16 protein-coding genes and 1 pseudogene are annotated in these 19,151 nt (G+C 64.1%); 10 read left to right on the forward strand and 7 right to left on the reverse strand.

What is annotated here, in order from left to right; all coding sequences use genetic code 11:
* Nucleotides 1-45 precede the first annotated feature (45 nt).
* Complete coding sequence (locus tag ABIB00_RS15995) at nucleotides 46-1,116, forward strand: glycosyltransferase family 4 protein (RefSeq protein ID WP_247348261.1); 1,071 nt, start codon at nucleotides 46-48, stop codon at nucleotides 1,114-1,116.
* Between the two features lie 70 nt (nucleotides 1,117-1,186).
* Here ABIB00_RS15995 and ABIB00_RS16000 read toward each other — a convergent pair whose 3' ends face one another.
* From ABIB00_RS16000 to ABIB00_RS16020, 5 genes and pseudogenes are all read right to left on the reverse strand, one after another.
* A complete protein-coding gene (locus ABIB00_RS16000; RefSeq protein ID WP_354052320.1) occupies nucleotides 1,187-3,118 on the reverse strand; it encodes an alkyl/aryl-sulfatase in 1,932 nt (643 codons plus the stop codon).
* 124 nt (nucleotides 3,119-3,242) lie between these two features.
* Nucleotides 3,243-4,484, reverse strand: a complete 1,242-nt coding sequence (locus tag ABIB00_RS16005) for a TRAP transporter large permease (RefSeq protein WP_456664519.1) — start codon at nucleotides 4,482-4,484, stop codon at nucleotides 3,243-3,245.
* Nucleotides 4,485-4,787: 303 nt separating this feature from the next.
* Nucleotides 4,788-5,033 (reverse strand): annotated as a pseudogene (locus ABIB00_RS16010) (TRAP transporter small permease); the annotation flags it as partial.
* 335 nt (nucleotides 5,034-5,368) lie between these two features.
* On the reverse strand, nucleotides 5,369-6,382 hold the full coding sequence (locus ABIB00_RS16015; protein WP_354105006.1) for a DctP family TRAP transporter solute-binding subunit: 1,014 nt from the start codon (nucleotides 6,380-6,382) through the stop codon (nucleotides 5,369-5,371).
* A 211-nt stretch (nucleotides 6,383-6,593) separates the two neighbouring features.
* A complete protein-coding gene (locus ABIB00_RS16020; protein WP_354105007.1) occupies nucleotides 6,594-7,364 on the reverse strand; it encodes a methyltransferase domain-containing protein in 771 nt (256 codons plus the stop codon).
* A 156-nt stretch (nucleotides 7,365-7,520) separates the two neighbouring features.
* Between ABIB00_RS16020 and ABIB00_RS16025 the strand changes: the two genes are divergently transcribed.
* Nucleotides 7,521-8,264, forward strand: coding sequence for an SDR family NAD(P)-dependent oxidoreductase (locus ABIB00_RS16025; RefSeq protein WP_354105008.1), 744 nt, complete (start codon nucleotides 7,521-7,523; stop codon nucleotides 8,262-8,264).
* A 360-nt stretch (nucleotides 8,265-8,624) separates the two neighbouring features.
* Here the strand turns inward: ABIB00_RS16025 and ABIB00_RS16030 are convergent, their stop codons facing one another.
* Nucleotides 8,625-9,686, reverse strand: coding sequence for an isocitrate/isopropylmalate dehydrogenase family protein (locus tag ABIB00_RS16030; protein WP_354105009.1), 1,062 nt, complete (start codon nucleotides 9,684-9,686; stop codon nucleotides 8,625-8,627).
* A 163-nt stretch (nucleotides 9,687-9,849) separates the two neighbouring features.
* Here ABIB00_RS16030 and ABIB00_RS16035 point away from each other — a divergent pair, with 163 nt between their 5' ends.
* The gene (locus tag ABIB00_RS16035) at nucleotides 9,850-11,238 is read left to right on the forward strand and encodes an MFS transporter (RefSeq protein ID WP_354105010.1); all 1,389 of its coding nucleotides are present in this window, start codon (nucleotides 9,850-9,852) and stop codon (nucleotides 11,236-11,238) included.
* Between the two features lie 4 nt (nucleotides 11,239-11,242).
* On the opposite strand, the gene ABIB00_RS16040 is transcribed toward ABIB00_RS16035, so the two are convergent.
* A complete protein-coding gene (locus ABIB00_RS16040) occupies nucleotides 11,243-12,862 on the reverse strand; it encodes a B12-binding domain-containing radical SAM protein (protein ID WP_354105011.1) in 1,620 nt (539 codons plus the stop codon).
* 262 nt (nucleotides 12,863-13,124) lie between these two features.
* On the opposite strand from ABIB00_RS16040, the gene ABIB00_RS16045 reads away from it, so the two are divergent.
* Genes ABIB00_RS16045 through soxA form a run of 7 tightly spaced genes read left to right on the forward strand, consistent with a single transcriptional unit; the run spans nucleotide 13,125 to nucleotide 19,111 of the window.
* Nucleotides 13,125-13,574 carry a (2Fe-2S)-binding protein gene (locus ABIB00_RS16045; protein WP_247348246.1) on the forward strand — a complete coding sequence of 150 codons (450 nt, stop codon included), beginning with the start codon at nucleotides 13,125-13,127 and terminating at the stop codon, nucleotides 13,572-13,574.
* 11 nt (nucleotides 13,575-13,585) lie between these two features.
* A complete protein-coding gene (locus ABIB00_RS16050; protein WP_354105012.1) occupies nucleotides 13,586-15,772 on the forward strand; it encodes a xanthine dehydrogenase family protein molybdopterin-binding subunit in 2,187 nt (728 codons plus the stop codon).
* Nucleotides 15,773-15,826: 54 nt separating this feature from the next.
* Nucleotides 15,827-17,098, forward strand: a complete 1,272-nt coding sequence (locus ABIB00_RS16055) for an FCSD flavin-binding domain-containing protein (protein WP_354105013.1) — start codon at nucleotides 15,827-15,829, stop codon at nucleotides 17,096-17,098.
* Nucleotides 17,091-17,543, forward strand: coding sequence for a sulfur oxidation c-type cytochrome SoxX (gene soxX, locus ABIB00_RS16060; RefSeq protein ID WP_354105014.1), 453 nt, complete (start codon nucleotides 17,091-17,093; stop codon nucleotides 17,541-17,543). The genes ABIB00_RS16055 and soxX overlap by 8 nt, the downstream gene beginning before the upstream one ends.
* Before the next feature lie 4 nt (nucleotides 17,544-17,547).
* Entirely contained in the window at nucleotides 17,548-18,015 is a 468-nt protein-coding gene (locus ABIB00_RS16065; RefSeq protein ID WP_354105015.1) for a SoxY-related AACIE arm protein, read from the forward strand.
* Nucleotides 18,015-18,332, forward strand: coding sequence for a thiosulfate oxidation carrier complex protein SoxZ (soxZ, locus tag ABIB00_RS16070; RefSeq protein WP_247441222.1), 318 nt, complete (start codon nucleotides 18,015-18,017; stop codon nucleotides 18,330-18,332). Before ABIB00_RS16065 ends, soxZ begins: the two co-directional genes overlap by 1 nt.
* Nucleotides 18,329-19,111, forward strand: a complete 783-nt coding sequence (gene soxA, locus ABIB00_RS16075) for a sulfur oxidation c-type cytochrome SoxA (RefSeq protein WP_354105016.1) — start codon at nucleotides 18,329-18,331, stop codon at nucleotides 19,109-19,111. Before soxZ ends, soxA begins: the two co-directional genes overlap by 4 nt.
* The last annotated feature ends 40 nt before the right edge of the window (nucleotides 19,112-19,151 follow it).

Genomic DNA, 19,151 nt, shown 5'->3' on the forward strand with positions numbered 1-19,151 from the left:
CAAAGACTGGGGTTTCACGTTCATGATCGCAGAGGAGATGGCGAGATGCGCATCGCGCAGGTAGCTCCGTTGACGGAGGCTGTTCCACCCAAGCTGTATGGCGGCACCGAGCGGGTGGTGCATTGGTTGACGGAAGAGCTGGTGGCCCTTGGACACGACGTGACGCTGTTCGCCAGCGGCGATTCGCAGACCTCGGCGAAGCTGGATGCGCTATGGCCGCGGGCGCTCCGCCTCGACGGTTCCGTGCGCGATCCCAATGCGCTGCACATGGTGATGCTGGAGCGGGTGCGGCAGAAATGTGACGACGAGGAGTTCGACTTCCTCCACTTCCATCTCGATTATTATCCGTGGTCGCTGTTCTACCGGCAGCCGACGCCGTTCCTGACCACGCTGCACGGCCGGCTCGACCTCCCGGAGCATCAGCCGGTCTTCAACACCTTTTCGAAGGTCCCCGTCATCTCGATCTCGAACGCGCAGCGGCGGCCGGTGCCGCAGGCGAACTGGGTAAGGACGATCCACCACGGTCTGCCGGAGAACCTGTTGACGCCGAAGCCGGCGAAGCAGGAATATCTCGCCGTGCTCGGCCGCATCGCGCCGGAAAAGGGCGTCGACCGCGCCATCAAGATCGCGACCCATTGCGGGATTCCGCTGAAGATCGCGGCCAAGGTCGACCGTACCGACCAGGATTACTATGACGAGCTGATCCGGCCGATGATCGAAAACAATCCGCTGGTGGAATTCATCGGCGAGATCAGCGATCACGAGAAGTCGGACTTTTTGAGCGGCGCACTCGGCCTGTTGCTGCCGATCGACTGGCCGGAGCCGTTTGGTCTCGTCATGATCGAAGCCATGGCCTGCGGAACGCCGGTCGTCGCCTTCAACCGCGGCTCGGTGCCGGAGATCATCGACGAGGGCCTCACCGGCTTCGTCGTCGAGGACGTCCTCAGCGCGGCCGGCGTCGTCGGCCGCCTGCAGCAACTCGACCGCTCTGCCATCCGCAAGCAGTTCGAGACGCGCTTCACGGCGCGGCGCATGGCGCTGGACTATCTCGCGGCCTATCGCAGCCTGGACGAGGAGAAGGCGCCGCGGATCAAGCTGGTGAGCAGCGCGGAGTAGTTTGCTGACCACTCTCGTGTCCCGGACGCGCTGCAACGCCGTTGCAGCGCAGAGCCGGGGCACGAGAAGATTATCTCACCGCCGCCCGCTTCGGCTCCACGATCTCGAACATGCGCGGGAAGTCGTCCATCAGGCCCATCAGCTCGGCGAGCCGCATCGGGTTGCCTGATAGCTTGACCTTGCCGGCGGCCACGGCTTCCGGGAAGCTCGTCAGCTTCGCGATCACCTCGTCAAAAGTTGAGCGCGCGAGCGTGAAGCTAGCATCCGCGCCTTCCGCCTGCACGCCCTCGGTATAGGTGAGCGCGGAATTCTCCAGATTGAGCACGAACGTCTCGCCGGTGTCGGAAAAGCTCCAGTTCAGCACGATGTGCTTACCTTCCGCCTTCGGCCCGTTGAGGCGGATGCCGAGCACGTCCCAGAGCTGTGAGGTGCGCAGCGCCGCCAGCGTCTCGCGCGGCATCGGCGGGCGCGCCGGCACCTTCGGCATGCCCTGGCGCAATTCCTGCGCGCCAAACAGATAGGCGTTACGCCAGGTCGCGCTTTCCGCGGCATAGCCGAGCTGCTCCAGCGTGTCCGCCAGCAACGCGCGCGCCGCCGCATTATCCGGCTCGGCAAAGACGAGATGGCCGAGCGCCTGCGCCACGAAGCGGAATTCGCCCTTGTCAAAATCGACACGCGCCCGCGCGAGAATGGCGTCGGCACCACCCATATATTCGACGTACTTCTTGCCGGATTCCACCGGCGGCAATGGATCGAGATTGACCGGATTGGCGTCATACCAGCCGAGATATTTCTGGTAGATCGCCTTCACATTGTGCCGGATATGGCCGTAATAGCCGCGGCCATGCCAGGCGCCTTCGAGACTCTTCGGCAGTTGGATGGTTTCGGCGATCTCGGCGGCGGTGAGGCCGTGGTTCATCAGGCGGATGGTCTGGTCATGCGCGAATTTGTAGAGGTCGCGCTGCTGCCGGATCATCGTGCCGATGCGGTCGCGTCCCCACACCGGCCAGTGGTGCTGGCCGCACATCGCCTCCGCCTTGCCGTCCCAGAGCTGCAAGGCCTCGCCCAGATATTTCGACCAGGCCAGCGCGTCGCGCACGTCGGCGCCGCGGAACGGCAGCAGATTGTGGAAATTGTGGGTGCAGTTCTCGGCGAGGTTCAACAGCTTGTAGCGCGGGATGAAGAAATGCATCTCCGCCGGCGCTTCGCTGTTCGGCGCCATCTGGAATTCGAATTCGACGCCGTCGATCACGCGCCTGTCGCCGGTCGCCATGATCAAATCGGTCGGCCGCAGCAGCGCCACTGAACCTGCCGCCATCGACTTGCCGAGGCCGCAATCGACCTGCCCGCGCACGCCCTTGGCGAGAAGCGGCCCGAACTGGTACTGCGCCCGGCGCAGCATGGCCGGTCCCGCGATGATGTTCTCGGAGACGGCATGCTCCATGAACAAATTGGGCGCGATGATCGGCACGCGACCGGTGGCGAGCGCATCCTCCTCCAGCACGCCGCGCGCGCCGCCCCAATGGTCGGTGTGGGTGTGGGTAAAGATCACGGCCGCGACCGGCCGCTGGCCGCGATGCTTGTAGTAGAGATCGAGCGCCGCGCGCGCGCCCTCGATCGAGGTCAAGGTGTCCACGACGATGACGCCGCTATCGCCCTCGATCAGCGTCATGTTGGCGATGTCGAGCCCACGCACCTGGTAAACGCCAGGCACGACCTCGAACAGCCCGTGCTGCATGTTGAGCCGCGACTGCCGCCACAGGCTGGGATTGACAGTCGGCGGCGCCTGCTCGGTCGACAGGAAGCCGTAGGGTTCGAGGCTCCAGACTGTCCGTCCTTGCGGGTTTGTAATCTTCGCGTTGTCGATCGTGCCGAGAAAGCCGCGCGCGGCATCGTCGAAATCCCGCGTATCGGAAAACGGCAGCGCGTTCAGCATCGCCGTCTGCTGCGCGATGACGGACGCCGTTGCGTCCTTCGGCTCGCTGCTGGACGTGTCTGTCATCTTGATCTCCTCCCGGCCTGTTGCGCGGCATCTAACCGCATCTCGCGGTCGATTGCCATGGCGGGAGGACGGCGTGATGCGTAGCCCCGCGCCCACAGGCGGAGAGGATGCAGCGTGTTCGCAGCTACATGCCCAACAGCCTGGGCAGCCACAGCGACAGGCCCGGCCAATAGGTCACGACCACAAGGAACGCCAGCATGGTCAGGAGCCATGGCCACACCGCGACCGTGAGCTCGGTGATACCCATCTTGGCGATGCCCGAGGCGACGTAGAGATTGAGGCCGACCGGCGGATGGCACAGCCCGACCTCCATGTTGACCGTCATCAGGATGCCGAAATGGATCGGATCGATGCCGAGCTTGATCGCAACCGGAAACAGGATCGGCGCCATGATCAGGATGATCGAGGACGGCTCCATCACGTTGCCCGCCACCAGCAGCAGGAGATTGACGACGAGGAGGAAGCCGATCCAGCCGAGGCCCTGGTCGATCATCCATTGCGCGAGCGCTTGCGGCACGTTCTCGTAAGTCATCAGGAACGAGAACAAGACGGCGTTGGTGATGATGTAGAGCAGCATCGCCGACAGATTTGCCGACGACAGCAGCACGCGCGGCACGTCTCGCAGCTTCAGATCCTTGTAGATGAACACTGCGACGATGAAGGCGTACACCGCGCTGACGGCGGCAGCTTCGGTCGGTGTGAACAGGCCGCTGTAGATGCCGCCGATCACGATCACGATCAGCAGGATGCCCCAGATCGACTTGCGGAACGCATCGAAGCGCTCGACGAGGGTTGCTTTCGGCATCCTCGGATAGTCGTTACGCCAGGCCCGATAGAACGTCGTGGCGCCGAGCAGCATGGCGAGCACGAGCCCCGGCACGATCCCGGCGATGAACAGCTTGCCGACGGAGGTATTGGTGGAGACGGCAAAAAGGACCATCGGAATCGAGGGTGGAATGAGAATTCCCAGCGAGCCGGAGGTCGTGATCACGCCCGCCCCGAACCGCTTCGGAAACCCCTGCGCGACCATCGCAGGCAGGATCACCGATCCGATCGCCACCACCGTGGCCGGCGATGAGCCGGAGATCGCGGCGAACAGCGCGCAGGCGACCACGCCCGAGAGCGCAAGGCCGCCGTACCAATGGCCGACCAGCGCGGTCGCAAAGGCGATCATCCGGCGTGCCACGCCGCCATGGGTCAGGAAGTTGCCGGCAAGGATGAAGAACGGGATCGCCATGATCTCGAAGCTCTCGATGCCTGTAAACAGCTTCAGCGCCACCGATTCCGTTCGCACGTCGGTCAGCGTGAACATGAAGCTGAGCACGGTCAGACCGAGCGCAATCGAAATCGGCATGCCCGTGAGCATCAACGACAGCAGAAGACCGAAGACCACGGCGACACGCAGGCCCTGCGGCAGCGTGATCACGTGCGCCGAATGCGCGAAGCACACGGCGACGATCAGGACCGGCAACAGCATCAGGACCCAGCCGAGCGGGCTGCGTTCGTCGCGGGCGACCTGAGTGCGCGTGACCGGGGCCGGATGAACCGGGTCTGTCTCGACGCCCTCGACGCCGGCCATGTCGTGATGCGGCAGCTCGCCGGTGCGATAGAACGACCAGGCGACTTGCAGGAAACGGAAGCACATCAGCCCGGAGCCGAGCGGGATGGTGAGATACACCAGCCACATCGGCGCTTCGAGATCGTTGGATTGTTGGCCGGTCTGCCACATCTGGCCGACAAACGCGGCCCCGAAATAGCACACGATGGCGGTGAAAAGGGCGCCGCACATCAGGCCGAAAGTGATGACGCGGCGGCGCGATCCGCCGGGAAGGATGTTGACCAGGACGTCGACGCCGACATGGATGCCGGTGCGTACCCCGTAGGCCGCACCGAATTTCGCCATCCAGATGAACATGTAGATGCAGAGTTCCTGCGCCCAGGACAGGTCGAGAGCGGCAAGCCAGACGAACGCGGCTCGCGCGGGAACGGCCAGCAAGGCCAGGTTGCGCGCCTCCGCCCATTTGGCGATGTCGATCGACAGCCCGGCGCCATAACGGTGCAGCACGGCAACGAAGATGAGCAATGTCGCAGCCGCGATCAACGTCGCGATCAGCCATTCCTCGAGATGATTGAGCACACGATTCAGTACACGCAGCAACTTAGTCCCCCAGCTTGGCTCATCATCAAGAGCAACGGCCGGGAGTGCGATCACCCCCGACCGTTATGGTTGTTCTTATAACGGCGCCGGCGTCAGTTCATCTTGACGTCGAGTTCCTTGGCGAGGAGATCGAGCACCTCCTGCCCGACCCGCCCCTTCGCCCATTTGTAGGTCGGCTGCATCGCCTCCTGCCATGCCTTGCGATCGGCGTCAGTCAGATAATGCAACGTGGTCTTGCCCGTCTTCTTGATCTCGGCCAGCGCATCTTCGTTCTCCTGGCGCGCGATCGAGTTGGTGTAGTCGGTCGCCTCGTTCATCGCCTTTTCGAGCTGGGCGCGGATATCAGGCGGCAGGCCCGACCAGAATTTCGAGTTGACGATGACTGCGTATTGCAGATGCGCGTGATAGGACACGGTGATGTCCTTCTGCACCTCGTAGAACTTCTGCGTCAGGTAGTTGGACGCGGTGTTCTCGCAGCCGTCGACCACGCCCGTCTGCAAAGCCTGGTAGACTTCGGAAAACGCCATGATCTGAGGGATCGAGCCCATGATCCGGAGATATTGGTCGGCGACCTTCGATCCGGAGATGCGGAACTTGAGACCCTGGAAATCGGTCGGCTTCATCAGGGCACGGTTAGCGGAGAGCATGTGGAAGCCGTTGTCCCAATAGGCGAGCCCGGTAATGCCCTTGGTCTCGAGCTTCTGGAACAGCCATTTGCCGATGGTGCCCTTCATCGCGTTGGAATAGGTCGCGTCGTCCTTGAACAGCCAGGGCAGGTCGAGCGCCTCGAACTCCTTGATACCGAGCGGTGCGAACTTCGCGGTCGAGGGCGCGAGCATCTGCACCGAGCCGAGCTGAAGCGCTTCGATCTCCTCCTTGTCCTTATAGAGGGTGGAGTTCGGATAAATTTCGATCTTGACCTTGCCGTCGGTGTACTTCTCGGCAAGCTCCTTGAACTTCAGCGCGCCCTTGCCCTTCGGGGTGTCATTGGCGACGACGTGGCTGAACTTGATGACGATCGGGCTCTGGGCCTGGGCCGGGACGGGAGACAAGGCAGGAGCCAAGAGAACAGACGCGGCGGCGACCGCAAGAAGCAGCTTGCGCATAAAGTAACCTCCCAACAACCTCTAAAACGGGGTCTTTTTTGTTTTGCAGCCCAGTTTTGCAGTCCAGTAGTGGCAGCAAACCGCCACCCGAACAACTAGACCTAAGCCCAATTTGCCGCAGCCAAGCTATCTTGACGGCTGCTGAATGCGCAACCCGCCCCCCGCTCCCACTGCCGGAAGCGAGCGCTTATGTCGCATTGCGGCGGTGCAATCAGCCCTTGCGCTGGGCGACCATGAACAGACGCCGGAACGGGAACAGCGTCTGCCCGGCGGCATTCTTCGGATAGGCCTTCGCGACCCGCTCGCCATAGGCCGCTTCGAACGCGGCCTTCTCGTCGCCCTGCAAGATGTCGAGATAGCGCGTCAGCCAGGTCCCCTTGGTCCACTCCTTCACGGGATTCTCGCCTTCGAGCACCTGCAGGTATTCGGTCTCCCAGATGTCGATATTGGCCGACATCGGAGCAAGCAGACCGTGATAATAGGCCGGCCCCTTGACCGGCGGCGGCGTGACGAGATGCTCGACCTTGGACCGCCACGGACCGTTGAGCGCGGTCTCGCCGATCAGCACATGCGAGGGGGCCAGAAAGTTGCGCGGCATCTGCACCGCAAGCATGCCGCCGGGCGTCACCTTCTCCATGACCGAAGGAAACAGTGCCGCATGATTGGGCAGCCAGTGCAGTGCGGCATTGGAATAGATGACGTCATACTGCTTCGTCGGGCGCCAGTGGCCGAGGTCTTCATGGGACCATTCCACGTCCGGTGCTGCCTTGCGGCCGGCGGCAACCATCTCGGCCGAGCCCTCGACACCCGTCACCGTCGCGTCGGGCCAGCGCTCCTTGATCAGCTTGGTGACATTGCCGGCGCCGGCGCCGAGATCGGCGATCGCACGCGGACCAGAATCCGGCATCCGCATCAACAGGTCGACGGCGGGCCGGAGCCGGTGGCCGGAGAATTTCAGATATTGCTGCGGATCCCAGACCATCGCTCAGCGCCTTTTCTTTTTTCGTGTTTCCTTCAACGCGGCTCTTGGTTACCACTGCTCGTCCCGGTCGGGCAAATCACCCTGACGTGGACAGGGCAGGAAACGAACAACAAAACCAACAGCAACAAGCAAAAGCAAACAAGAGAGCGTGTGATCATGGACCTCGGGCTCAAATCAAAAACCGCTGTCGTCACAGGCGCGAGCGTCGGCATCGGCCGCGCCATCGCCAAGGGCCTGGCTGCCGAAGGCGTACGCGTGGTCGGCGTGGCACGGCGCGCCGATCTGCTCGTCGAGCTGGTGAAGGAAGTCGGCTCCGGCCTGATCACGCCGTTCGAGCAGGACGTGATGGAAAAGGACGCGGCGGAGAAGATTTCGGCCTTCGCGCTAAAAGAGCTCGGCCATGTCGACATCCTCATCAACAATGCCGGCGGCAGCCGCCCCCTCCCCGTCGATGCGCCCGACAGCAAATGGGACGAAGCGATCGCGCTGAATTTCACCAGCTACCGCCGCATCGCGCATGCCCTGCTGCCGCAGATGATCGAACGCAAATGGGGCCGCATCGTCAACATCACCGGCAAGTCCGAGCCGGAAGGCCTCAACGCCGCATTCGCGGCGAAAGCCGCCGTGCACGCCTGGGCCAAGGGCCTGTCGCGCGAGATCGGCGAGCACGGCATCACCATCAACAGCATTCCGCCCGGCCGCATCATGAGCGAACAGATCCGCCGCAACTACGCGCCGGACTATCGCGAGCGCTTTGCGGAGGAAGAGATCCCGGTCGGCTATTGGGGCGAGCCGGAAGATCTGGCGGCGTTGGCGGTGTTTCTGGCCTCGCCCGTGGCTCGGTATATCACGGGGACGGTGATCCCGGTGGATGGGGGACTGAGGAGGTATCAGTTCTGAGGGCGCCGACGAGGCCGAGGCTGCCGGAGAGTTCAGCTTGTGGGATGGTAGAGCGCAGCGAAGCCGACAGCATCCAACGTGACACGCGATGGTTTCGCAAGTGCTCAACCCATCCTACGCTCTCGAAGCGGACGTCGCGCATTCATGAGCGCAGGCCCCGGTCTTTTCCCCGACCGCTGCCACTCTAGCATCCTGCCAGTGTTTTGCCCGACGCATCAACGTGATCGCGGCCGCGAATGTCGTCGTGACGCGGTTCGAAAATCCCTTATCGATCAAGGGGCCTTCTACTATGCATGGGGTTGTTTTCGCGTTTTTTGTTTTGGCCCCTAAGAAAAAAGCGCAAGGACCCGCAGAAGCACCTCACCCCGCCTGCAATATCTCCGCGATCGCAGCCCCGGCCGCGATCGTGCCGAGCTTGCCGCCGACGTCGCGCGTCGCCCTGCCCTCGCCGATCGCCGTCGCCACCGCCGCCTCGATCGCTCGCGCGGCTTCCTCGTAACGTACCGCGCCGCTGTTCTCGCCGTGCCATCCGAGCAGCAGCGCCGTCGACAGGATCAGCGACACCGGATTGGCGACGTCCTGGCCTGCAATGTCAGGCGCCGAGCCGTGCGCCGCCTGCGCCATGGCGTAGCGGTCACCGACATTGAGCGAGCCGCCGAGGCCGAGGCTTCCGGAGAGCTCGGCCGTGAGATCGGACAGGATATCGCCGAACATGTTGGTGGCGACGATGACGTCGAAACGATCGGGGTTGCGCACCACATGCGCCATCATGGCGTCGACCAGGATGTCGTCGACCGCGAGGCCGGGATAGCCTTTCGCCGCCTCGCGGCAGATATCCAGAAACATGCCGTCGCCGATCTTGAGCACGTTGGCCTTGTGCACGATGGTGAGATGCTTGTGCCGCTTCATCGCGAGACGGCAGGCGGCGTGCGCGATGCGCTCGCAGCACAGGCGCGTGATCCGGCGCAGCGAGATCACGACGTCTGGCGTAACCAGCATCTCGCCATTGCCCTGCTCCATGTTGCGGTCGGCGTAAAACCCCTCGGTGTTTTCGCGCACCACGACGAGGTCGAAATCGCCGACCCGGCCGGGCCTCCCTGCGTAAGTGCGCGCGGGCCTGACATTGGCATAGAGGTCGAGGTTCTTGCGAAAGTGCCCCGACGGATTGATCTCGCCATGCGCCTCGTCCTTGAAATCGAACGTCGCGGTCGGCCCCAGGATCAGGCCGTCGGCGGCGCGGACGATGTCGAGCAGCTCGGGACGCACGGTCGTGCCGAACTGCTTGAGGCTCGCATGCCCGATCGCGTGCTCCTCCAGCCGCAAATTGAGCTGAAAGCGCTCGGAGGCCGCGCGCAGCACGCCTGATGTCGCGGTCGTGATCTCTGGTCCGATGCCGTCACCGGGCAGAACGACGATGTGCATGGCGATCCCCTGAAATTGCAGCAGCGATCATACGCCGGCGCGCAGGCTCATCGCCCAGCCTTCGCGCATACACAGCATGCAAGCATATGCCTGTGGCAGGCGCCCCGGCCGTAGTACATGCCGAGTCCTTATCAGCCCCGCCGCCGGAGCAACGCGCAAGGCAATGACAATCACGTTACCTGCCGCCGCGCGCGAGCCCGACCACACCATTTCCGACGGCCTGCCGGTCGCGCGGCGGCGCTGGGCGATCGCCGCGATCTTCACCGCGCTGGCGATGGCCTCGCTCGACACCGCGATCGCCAACATCGCGCTGCCCGCCATTGCCGCCGATCTGCATGTCACACCAGAGCAGTCGGTCTGGGTGGTCAACGTCTATCAGATCGCGCTGGTGGCGACGCTGCTGCCGCTCGGGGCGCTCGGCGAGATCGTCGGGCACCAGCGCATCTATCTCGGCGGCCTGATCCTGTTCACCATCGCCTCGCTGTTCTGCGCGGAGGCGTGGTCGCTGGACAGTCTCTTGGTTGCGCGCACGCTGCAAGGGCTCGGCGCCAGCGGCATCATGAGCGTCAACACGGCGCTGGTGCGCTTCGTCTATCCCAGCAGGATGCTCGGCCGCGGCTTCGGTCACAACGCGCTGGTGGTCGCGACCGCCTTCACCTTCGGGCCGTCGATTGCCTCCGCCATTCTCGCGGTCGGCCCATGGCCGTGGCTGTTCGCCGTCAACATCCCGTTCGGCCTCGTCGCGATCGGCATCGGCTTTGCGATGCTGCCGAAGACGCCGCGCGCCGATCACGGCTTTGACTTTCTCGGCGCGATCCTGGCGTCGGCCTGCCTCGGCCTGTTCATCACGGGCATCGGCAGCGCCGCGCATAATCTCTCGCCTGTGGTCGTGGGCATCGAGCTGGTCACGGCGCTCGTGCTCGGCTTCGTCCTGACGCGCCGCCATGCCGACCATCCGGCGCCGATGCTGCCGATCGACCTGTTCAGCCGGCCGATGTTCGCATTGTCGGCGGCGACGGCCGTGTGCTCCTTTGCGGTGCAGGGCCTCGCCTTCGTCTCGCTGCCGTTCTATTTCGAGGACGTGCTGGGCCGCTCGCAGGTCGAGACCGGATTTTTCATGACGCCGTGGCCGCTGGTGGTCGGCATCATGGCGCCGATCGCGGGGCGCCTCTCCGACCGGCATGCGGTCGGATTGTTGGGCGGCATCGGCCTCGTGCTGCTCGGCATCGGCATGGCGCTGCTCGCGATGCTTCCGGCCAATCCCGCTATCCCCGACATCATCTGGCGGATGGTGATCTGCGGCATGGGGTTCGGGTTCTTCCAGGCGCCGAACATGAAGGCGGTGATGTCGAGCGCGCCGCCTCACCGCAGCGGCAGCGCCTCGGGCATCGTCGCAACCGCGCGCCTGACCGGGCAGACCACCGGAGCGGCACTTGCCGCCCTCTGCTTCGCGCTGGCAGGTCGCGATGGCGCCATCGTCGCATTGGCACTTGGCGCCGGTTTCGCCGCGCTCGGCAGCGTGATGAGCTTTTTGCGGCTGGCGGTGAAGTAGACCCTCAAGCCAGATGTCGAGCCGCCGTCGCGTCAATCGTCGCCACCGGAATGACCGTCTCCTCGTCGAGCGCAGCGAGGCGTGCGTCGATCGCATCGATGACCTTGCGCGAGAACGGTCCGAGATGCGCATAGGCAGCGATCATCTGCACGGCGATTCGCGCCGATGACGTGTCGCGCTTGGCGCAGTTCATGAAGGTCTGCCACAGCGGCCCGCGCGCCTCGGGAAGGGCTGTGACCACCTTGTGCACCGTTTCCATCGCGCCGATCCGGGCGCGGATATCGCCTTCGGCGAGCTCCTGGCGCTGGCGAGAGCGGTCGAGCAGCGTCATCAGACGGTCGATGCGCCTCGCATAGGCAGCCGGGCTGTAGATGTGCTCCAGCACGCGCTTATAGTCCATCAGGATGTCGCGCAACGGGCGCACCGGATCGAAGTTGATCCCGGCGGTACACTGATCGGCGCCGATGGTCGGCGCCAGGTCGTGGCCCGGGTGCAGCCGGCCTTCGCGCTCCAGCCGGCGCGTGAGCTGCGTGTTCGGCAAGGCATAGAGCAGGCCGACCATGCTGACGGGGATCGCCGCCTCTTCGATGAAGTCGATCATGGCATCCGCCATCGAGAGCTTCTCATTGTCGAAGCCGACGATAAAACCCGCGGTGACGAGCATGCCAGCGGCGTAGATTTTGTGGATGCTCTCGGCGATGTTGCGCCGCGTGTTCTGCTTTTTCCGCATCGCGACCAGCGTCGCCGGGTCCGGACTTTCGATGCCGACGAAGATGGCGAAGAAGTTCGCCGCACCCATCAGGTCCAATAGCTCGGGATCGTCGGCCAGATTGACCGAGGCTTCAGTCGACAATTCGAAGGGATAGCCGTGAGCGCGTTGCCATTCGGCGAGCTGGGGCAGGAACAGCCGGAGCGACTTCTTGTTGCCGATGAAATTGTCGTCGACGAAGTCGAGATGGCCGCGGTAACCCATTGCGTAGAGCGTATCGAGCTCGATCAGGATCTGCGCGTTTGTCTTGGTCCGCGGCACGCGTCCATAGAGCTCGATGATGTCGCAGAACTCGCAGGTAAACGGACAGCCGCGCGAATACTGCACACCGAGATAAAGGTAGTCCTCGAACTTCAGCAGGTCGAAGCGCGGCACCGGCGTTTTGGTGACGTCGGCCTGGAATTTCGGTGCGATGAAGACGCCGGACCGTGCGCCACTGTCCCAGGCCGCGATGAATTCGTCGATGACGCTCTCGGCCTCGCCGAGCACCTGGAAGTCGGCCCTCTTATAGATGTGGGGGCTCGAGGTGGGATCGGGACCGCCGACCACCACCGGCTTGCCCGCAGCACGGCACGTTTCGATCAGGCGCAGCGTGTCGGCCTGCTGCGGCATCATTCCGCCGGTGAAGACGACGTCGGCCCAGGACAGATCCTCGTCGCCGAAGGATTGCGTGTTGCAATCGATCAGCCGGACCGTCCAGCTCTCGGGCAACATCGCGGCAACGGTGATCAGGCCCAAGGGGGCGGCGGGGCGCTTCACGCCCAACACTTTGCAGGATTCGCCAAAGCTCCAGAAGGATTCTGCCGAGAACAGCGGATAGAGCATCAGGACGTTGCAAGGCTGCGGTGCGTTCATGGAACCCCTTTTGGCTTGATCCCACTGTAGCAGAGCATTGTCGACTTGCACCCCGGCAAAACGGACAAACTGTCGCTCTCGGTTCCAAGGGTGTCTGCACGCGGACGCCGGCATACGTCGCCCCAAGCCGTGCCGCGGGCGTCCAAGGAGGGTCCAGCCAGGTCCAGCCACCCCTCAGACTGTTGATTTGAAGGTTTCCAATTTGCCGGACACATTGCGCCCCTGAGTCCTATCGGTGGATTGGACCAATCAGGGGACTGCGATGGCAAACCTTACAATCAACGAAAAAGCCTTCACGCTCGACGTCGAGCCGGATACGCCGCTGCTGTGGGCAATCCGCGAGAATGCCGGTCTGACCGGCACCAAATATGGCTGCGGCATTGCACAATGCGGCGCCTGCACCGTTCACATCGACGGCGTCGCCACCCGCTCCTGCGGGGTTTCGGTCAGCGAGGCCGTGGGCAAGAAGATCACGACCATCGAAGGGCTCGCCTCCGGCAAGTCGCTGCACAAGGTGCAGGAAGCCTGGATCGCCCAGGACGTGCCGCAATGCGGCTATTGCCAGAGCGGCATGATCATGGCGGTGGCGGCGCTCCTCAACGAGAAGCCCAAGCCGACCGACGCTGACATCGACGAGGCTATCACCAATATCTGCCGCTGCGGCACCTTCCAGCAGGTGCGCGAAGCGATCCACACGATCGCAAGCGCGTAAGGAGCCGCCACATGAATAAGCATGTTTCACCGCGGCTCAACCGCCGCGCCTTCGTCATCGGCACCGCCGCGGTCGGCGCAGGTCTCGCAATCGGCCTCGATATCCCCTTCGGCGGCCCCGCCGTGGTCCGCGCCGCCGACGGCTCCCCCGAGATCGGCGCCTGGGTCGTGGTCCGGCCCGACGACACCGTCGTCATCCGCATCGCCCGCTCCGAGATGGGCCAGGGCTCGCTCACCGGCCTCGCCCAGCTCGTCGCCGAGGAGCTCGAATGCGACTGGTCGAAAGTCTCGACCGAATATCCGACGCCCGGCCAAAGCGTCGCCCGCAAGCGCGTCTGGGGCGATTTCTCGACCGGCGGCAGCCGCGGCATCCGCTCTTCGCAAGACTACGTCCGCAAGGGCGGCGCCACCGCGCGCGTGATGCTGATCCAGGCCGCCGCCGAAGCGTGGAAAGTGCCGGCATCCGAATGCACGGCCGCCAACAGCGTCATCACCCATACGCCCTCGGGCAAGACCACGACCTACGGCAAGGTCGCCGAGGCCGCGGCCAAGCTGACGCCACCGGCCGACGTCAAGCTGAAGGACCCCAAGGACTGGAAGCTGATCGGCAAGGGCGTGAAGCGGCTCGACACCGCCGAGAAGACCACCGGCACCATGATCTACGGCATCGACGTCAAGCTGCCGGGCATGCTGAACGCCGCGATCAAGGACTGCCCGGTGTTCGGCGGCAAGGTGAAGAGCTTTGACGAAGCCAAGATCGCCGGGATGAAGGGCGTCAAGAAGATCGTCAAGGTCGGCGATACCGCGGTCGCGGTCGTTGCCGACACCTGGTGGCACGCCAAGACCGCGCTGGAGGCGCTGCCGATCGTCTGGGACGAGGGCGACAACGCCAAGGTCTCGAGCGAATCGATTGCAAAGTGGCTGGCCGAGGGCCTCGACAACGCGCAGCCGGCCTATGTCGGCAACAAGAACGGCGACGCGAAGGCGGCGATTGCAACTGCCGCCAAGAAGGTCGAGGCCGTCTACAGCTATCCCTACCAGAACCACGCCACCATGGAGCCGATGAACGCCACGGCGCTCTACACGGCGGACAAATGCGAGGTCTGGTGTGGCACACAGAACGGAGAAGCTGTCTTCGCGGCGGTGCTGGAAGCCTCCGGCCTGCCGGCGGAGAAGTGCGACGTGTACAAGGTGATGCCCGGCGGCGGTTTCGGCCGGCGCGGCCAGACCGACTATGTTCGCCAGGCCGTCATCATCGCCAAGGAGATGCCGGGCACGCCGATCAAGCTGTTGTGGTCTCGCGAAGAGGACATGGCGCACGGCAAGTATCACCCGATCACCCAGTGTAAGATGACCGGCGCGTTCGATGCCGACAACAATCTGGTCGCGCTGCACTACCGTCTGTCCGGGCAGTCGATCCTGTTCTCGCTGCGTCCCGAAGCGCTGCAGAACGGCATGGATCCGGCCGCATTCCAGGGCGTCGCCCAGACCGGCGAAGCCGCGTTCGGCTACTCCGTGCCGAACCTGCTGGTCGAGCACGCGATGCGCAACCCGCACGTTCCGCCCGGCTTCTGGCGTGGTGTCAACGTCAATCACAACGCGATCTACATGGAATGCTTCATGGACGAGCTGGCCCAGGCCGCAGGCCAGGACCCGCTCGAATTCCGCCGCAAGCTGATGGGCAATCACCCCAAGCATCTCGCGGTGCTCAATGCCGTGGCCGAGAAGATCGGCTGGAGCACGCCGGCGCCGCAGGGCGTCTATCGCGGCATCGCGCAGGTGATGGGCTATGGCAGCTATGTCGCCGGCGCTGCCGAAATCTCGGTGACCGACGGCAACAAGATCAAGGTGCTTCGTATCGTCGCCTCCACCGATCCCGGCTACGTCGTCAATCCGGCACAGGTGGAGCGGCAGATCGCGGGCTCCTTCGTCTATGGCCTTAGCGCGTTGTTCTACGGCGGCTGCACCGTCAAGGACGGCAAGATCGAGCAAACCAACTTCGACACCTACAATTCGATGCGCATCAATGAGATGCCGAAGGTCGAATCGGTGATGGTGCCGAGCGGCGGGTTCTGGGGCGGAGTCGGCGAGCCGACCATCGGCGTCGCGGCGCCGGCGGTGCTCAATGCGTACTTCGCGGCGACGGGCAAGCGCATCCGCTCGGTGCCGCTGCGCGACCAGAACATCACCTTCGCCTGAGACGACAGCTGCGGCGGCCACCATGGCCGCCGCAGCATTTTTCGGATGAGGCCCATGAAAGCGCCGATGACACGGCGGAATGCCGTCCTCGGCATCACCGTCGCGGCAACATCGCTCGCCGTACCTTCCATCCTGCGCGCGCAATCAGCGGGCCGCGTCGTCGTGATCGGCGGCGGCTTTGGCGGCGCTGCGTGCGCCCGCGCGCTGAAGCGCGCGCAGGCAAACTTGCAAGTCATCCTGATCGAACCCAATGCGATCTTCACCTCCTGCCCCTTCAGTAACGCGGTGATTGCCGGCCTGCGCGAGATCGACGCGCAGCAGTTTGGCTATGACAGGCTCCGCGCCGAGGGCGTCACCGTGATCGGCCAGGCCGTGACCACGATCGAGCCGCAGCTGCGCAGCGTCATCACGGCCGATGGCGTTGCGCTGCCCTATGATCGTCTCGTACTCTCCCCCGGCATCGACTTCCATTTCGAAGCGTTGCCCGGCTACGACGACGCGGCATCAGAAAAAATGCCGCACGCCTGGAAGGCAGGCGCGCAGACGCTGCTGCTGCGCCGGCAGTTGGAGGCAATGCCGGACGGCGGCACTGTCGCCATTGCGATCCCCGCCAATCCCTCGCGCTGTCCCCCGGCGCCTTACGAGCGCGCCAGCCTGATCGCGCATTATTTGAAGACGAAGAAGCGGCGCTCGAAGGTTCTGATCCTCGATGCCAAGGACAATTTCTCGCAGCAGCGGCTGTTCGAGAAGGCGTGGAAGGAGCTCTACGGCGACATGATCGAACGCATCGGACTGTCGCAAGGCGGCCGCGTGACCTCGGTCGATCCCGCGACCAGGACCATCGTCACCGAGTTCGGCAACTACACCCCCGACGTCGCCAATGTTATCCCGCCGCAGCGCGCCGGGCGTATTGCCGAGATCGCGGGCGCTGCGGATGCAACCGGCTGGTGCCCGATCAATCCTGTTACCTTTGAGTCAAAACTCGTCCGGAACATCCACGTCATTGGTGATGCCTGCCTCGGCGGCGGCATTCCCAAATCGGCGTCCGCTGCAGGCGCACAGGGCAAGGCCTGTGCTGCCGCCATCGTGAATCTCCTCGCCGGTCGGGCGCCGGAAACGCCGCGATTGACAGGCATCTGCTACAACATTGTCGCGCCCGGTTACGGCTTTTCACTCGCCGGCAATTACCAGCCCAAGGGCGACATCTTCGCCGAGGTCGAGGGCGGCGCGACCAGCCCGGTCGATGCTCCGCGCGAGTTGCGCGCCCGGGAAGCGACTGAAGCCGAGCGCTGGTTTCAAACCATCACGGCAGACACCTTTGGCTAGATCATCGATCCATATCGCAGCGCTGATCGCCGCCAGTTTCGCCTTCGCCTGCCATGCAGGGGCAGAGGAACTCCTGCCCTACAACATCGCCGGCGACGGCATTGCGGAATCGCTCACCGGCGCGCCCGGCGATGCCGCGCGCGGCCGCGCGCTTGTGCTCGCGCGCACCACCACCTGCATCCTCTGCCATTCCGGCCCCTTCTCCGAAACGCGGTTCCAGGGCGACCTCGCGCCTGATCTCACAGGTGCGGGGAACCGCTGGACCACGAGCCAGTTGCGGCTTCGACTGGTCGATGCGGCGCGTTTCAACCCGGAGACCATCATGCCGTCCTATTATCGCAACGACCACCTCATGCGCGTCGGGCGCAATTTCGCCGGCAGGCCGATATTGTCGGCCACGGAGATCGAGGACATCGTGGCCTTTCTTGCAGCGCTTCGGGACTAGGTCCATGCAAACCACGCGACGACATTTCCTGAGTATCGCCGGAGGCGTCGCGGCCGCCGGGACGATCCCGATCGTCACCCTGCGGCCGCTGCAAGCGACGCCCGCGATGCTCACCACCGCGATCCGCAACGTGGTCGGCGAAGCACCTGTGCGCACCGGCAGGGTGAAGCTCGACATTCCGCCGCTGGTCGAGAACGGCAACACGGTGCCGATGACCGTGAGCGTCGCCAGCCCGATGAGGGCGGACGACTACGTCAAGAGCATCCACGTCTTCAATGAGAAGAACCCGCAGCCGAACATCGGCAATTTCTATCTCGGCCCCTCCTCCGGCCGCGCCCAAATCTCGACCCGGATCCGGCTCGCCGACACCCAGAAGGTGGTGGCGATCGCGCGTCTTTCCGACGACTCGTTCTGGCAGGTCACGACCGAAATCGTCGTGACGCTGGCCGCCTGCACCGAGGAGATGAACTGATGGCCGCGCTGATCAACGTTCCGGCAAAAGCCCGGCGCGGCGATGTCGTCGAGATCCGCACTTTGACCTCGCACATCATGGAAACCGGCTTCCGGCACACCGCGGACGGCGCGCCGGTGCCGCGCGACATCATCACGAGTTTTACGTGCCGCTACAACGGCGCCGAGATTTTTCGTGCTGACCTGTTTCCGGCGATCGCGGCCAACCCTTATCTGTCGTTCTTCACGGTCGCGAAGGAGAGCGGCAAGTTCGAGTTCGAGTGGACCGGCGACAACGGCTATTCGTCGAGCGCATCGGCGTCGATCACCGTCGAATGAATTTTTGGTGCGCGATAGCGACGGCGGCGGCGCTCCTCGCCACCACCCCTGCCCTGCTCGCCGGCGAGATTCCGCCGGACGCGCGCCGCTCCGGCTATTCGTTCATGGGGCCTGACACACGTGCGATGCAGGATGACGACACGTCAAATCCCGGCATGCTGTTCGTGCTCGACGGTGAGGCGTTGTGGACGAAGAAGACCGGCAGCGCCGACAAAGCCTGTGCGGATTGCCACGGCGATGCGCGCAGCAGCATGAAGGGCGTCGCGGCGCGCTATCCGGCCTTCGACAAGGCGCTGACGCGCCCCGTCACGCTCGACCAGCGCATCAATCTTTGCCGCAGCAATCATCAGCAGGCAACGCCGCTGCCGTACGAGAGCCGCGACCTGCTGGCCCTGTCCGCCTTCGTCGCGCACCAATCGCGCGGCGCGGCGATCACGGCTGGCGACGATCCGCAGCTGAAGCCGTTTGTCGAACAGGGCCGCGACCTTTTCATGCAGCGTGAGGGCCAGCTCAACCTTGCCTGCACCAATTGCCACGACGACAACTACAACAAGCGTCTTGCCGGCGCGCCGATCACGCAAGGACAGCCGACCGGCTATCCGCTTTATCGCCTGGAATGGCAGACGCTGGGCTCGCTGGAGCGGCGGCTGCGCAGCTGCATGACCGGCGTTCGCGCCCAGGCCTATGATTACGGTTCGCCCGAGCTCGTTGCGCTCGAACTCTATCTGATGTCGCGGGCGCGCGGCCTGAGTGTGGAAACGCCGGCCGTGCGGCCCTGAATTCCGCAGATTAGGACTAGGCAGACGCAGAACGGCCGCT

The sequence above is a fragment of the Bradyrhizobium sp. LB14.3 genome, assembly GCF_040547985.1.
Taxonomy (GTDB): Bacteria; Pseudomonadota; Alphaproteobacteria; order Rhizobiales; family Xanthobacteraceae; genus Bradyrhizobium.

Bases quoted from the DNA above. Each gene is read 5' to 3' on its own strand.
- ABIB00_RS16045 (WP_247348246.1), top strand. From the start codon at position 13,125: ATGGCAAACCTTACAATCAACGAAAAAGCCTTCACGCTCGACGTCGAG.
- ABIB00_RS16015 (WP_354105006.1), bottom strand. From the start codon at position 6,382: ATGCGCAAGCTGCTTCTTGCGGTCGCCGCCGCGTCTGTTCTCTTGGCT.
- ABIB00_RS16025 (WP_354105008.1), top strand. From the start codon at position 7,521: ATGGACCTCGGGCTCAAATCAAAAACCGCTGTCGTCACAGGCGCGAGC.
- ABIB00_RS16000 (WP_354052320.1), bottom strand. From the start codon at position 3,118: ATGACAGACACGTCCAGCAGCGAGCCGAAGGACGCAACGGCGTCCGTC.
- ABIB00_RS16005 (WP_456664519.1), bottom strand. From the start codon at position 4,484: ATGCTCACGGGCATGCCGATTTCGATTGCGCTCGGTCTGACCGTGCTC.
- ABIB00_RS16035 (WP_354105010.1), top strand. From the start codon at position 9,850: ATGACAATCACGTTACCTGCCGCCGCGCGCGAGCCCGACCACACCATT.
- ABIB00_RS16050 (WP_354105012.1), top strand. From the start codon at position 13,586: ATGAATAAGCATGTTTCACCGCGGCTCAACCGCCGCGCCTTCGTCATC.
- soxZ (WP_247441222.1), top strand. From the start codon at position 18,015: ATGGCCGCGCTGATCAACGTTCCGGCAAAAGCCCGGCGCGGCGATGTC.
- ABIB00_RS16065 (WP_354105015.1), top strand. From the start codon at position 17,548: ATGCAAACCACGCGACGACATTTCCTGAGTATCGCCGGAGGCGTCGCG.
- ABIB00_RS16030 (WP_354105009.1), bottom strand. From the start codon at position 9,686: ATGCACATCGTCGTTCTGCCCGGTGACGGCATCGGACCAGAGATCACG.
- ABIB00_RS16020 (WP_354105007.1), bottom strand. From the start codon at position 7,364: ATGGTCTGGGATCCGCAGCAATATCTGAAATTCTCCGGCCACCGGCTC.
- ABIB00_RS16040 (WP_354105011.1), bottom strand. From the start codon at position 12,862: ATGAACGCACCGCAGCCTTGCAACGTCCTGATGCTCTATCCGCTGTTC.
- soxA (WP_354105016.1), top strand. From the start codon at position 18,329: ATGAATTTTTGGTGCGCGATAGCGACGGCGGCGGCGCTCCTCGCCACC.
- ABIB00_RS16055 (WP_354105013.1), top strand. From the start codon at position 15,827: ATGAAAGCGCCGATGACACGGCGGAATGCCGTCCTCGGCATCACCGTC.
- ABIB00_RS15995 (WP_247348261.1), top strand. From the start codon at position 46: ATGCGCATCGCGCAGGTAGCTCCGTTGACGGAGGCTGTTCCACCCAAG.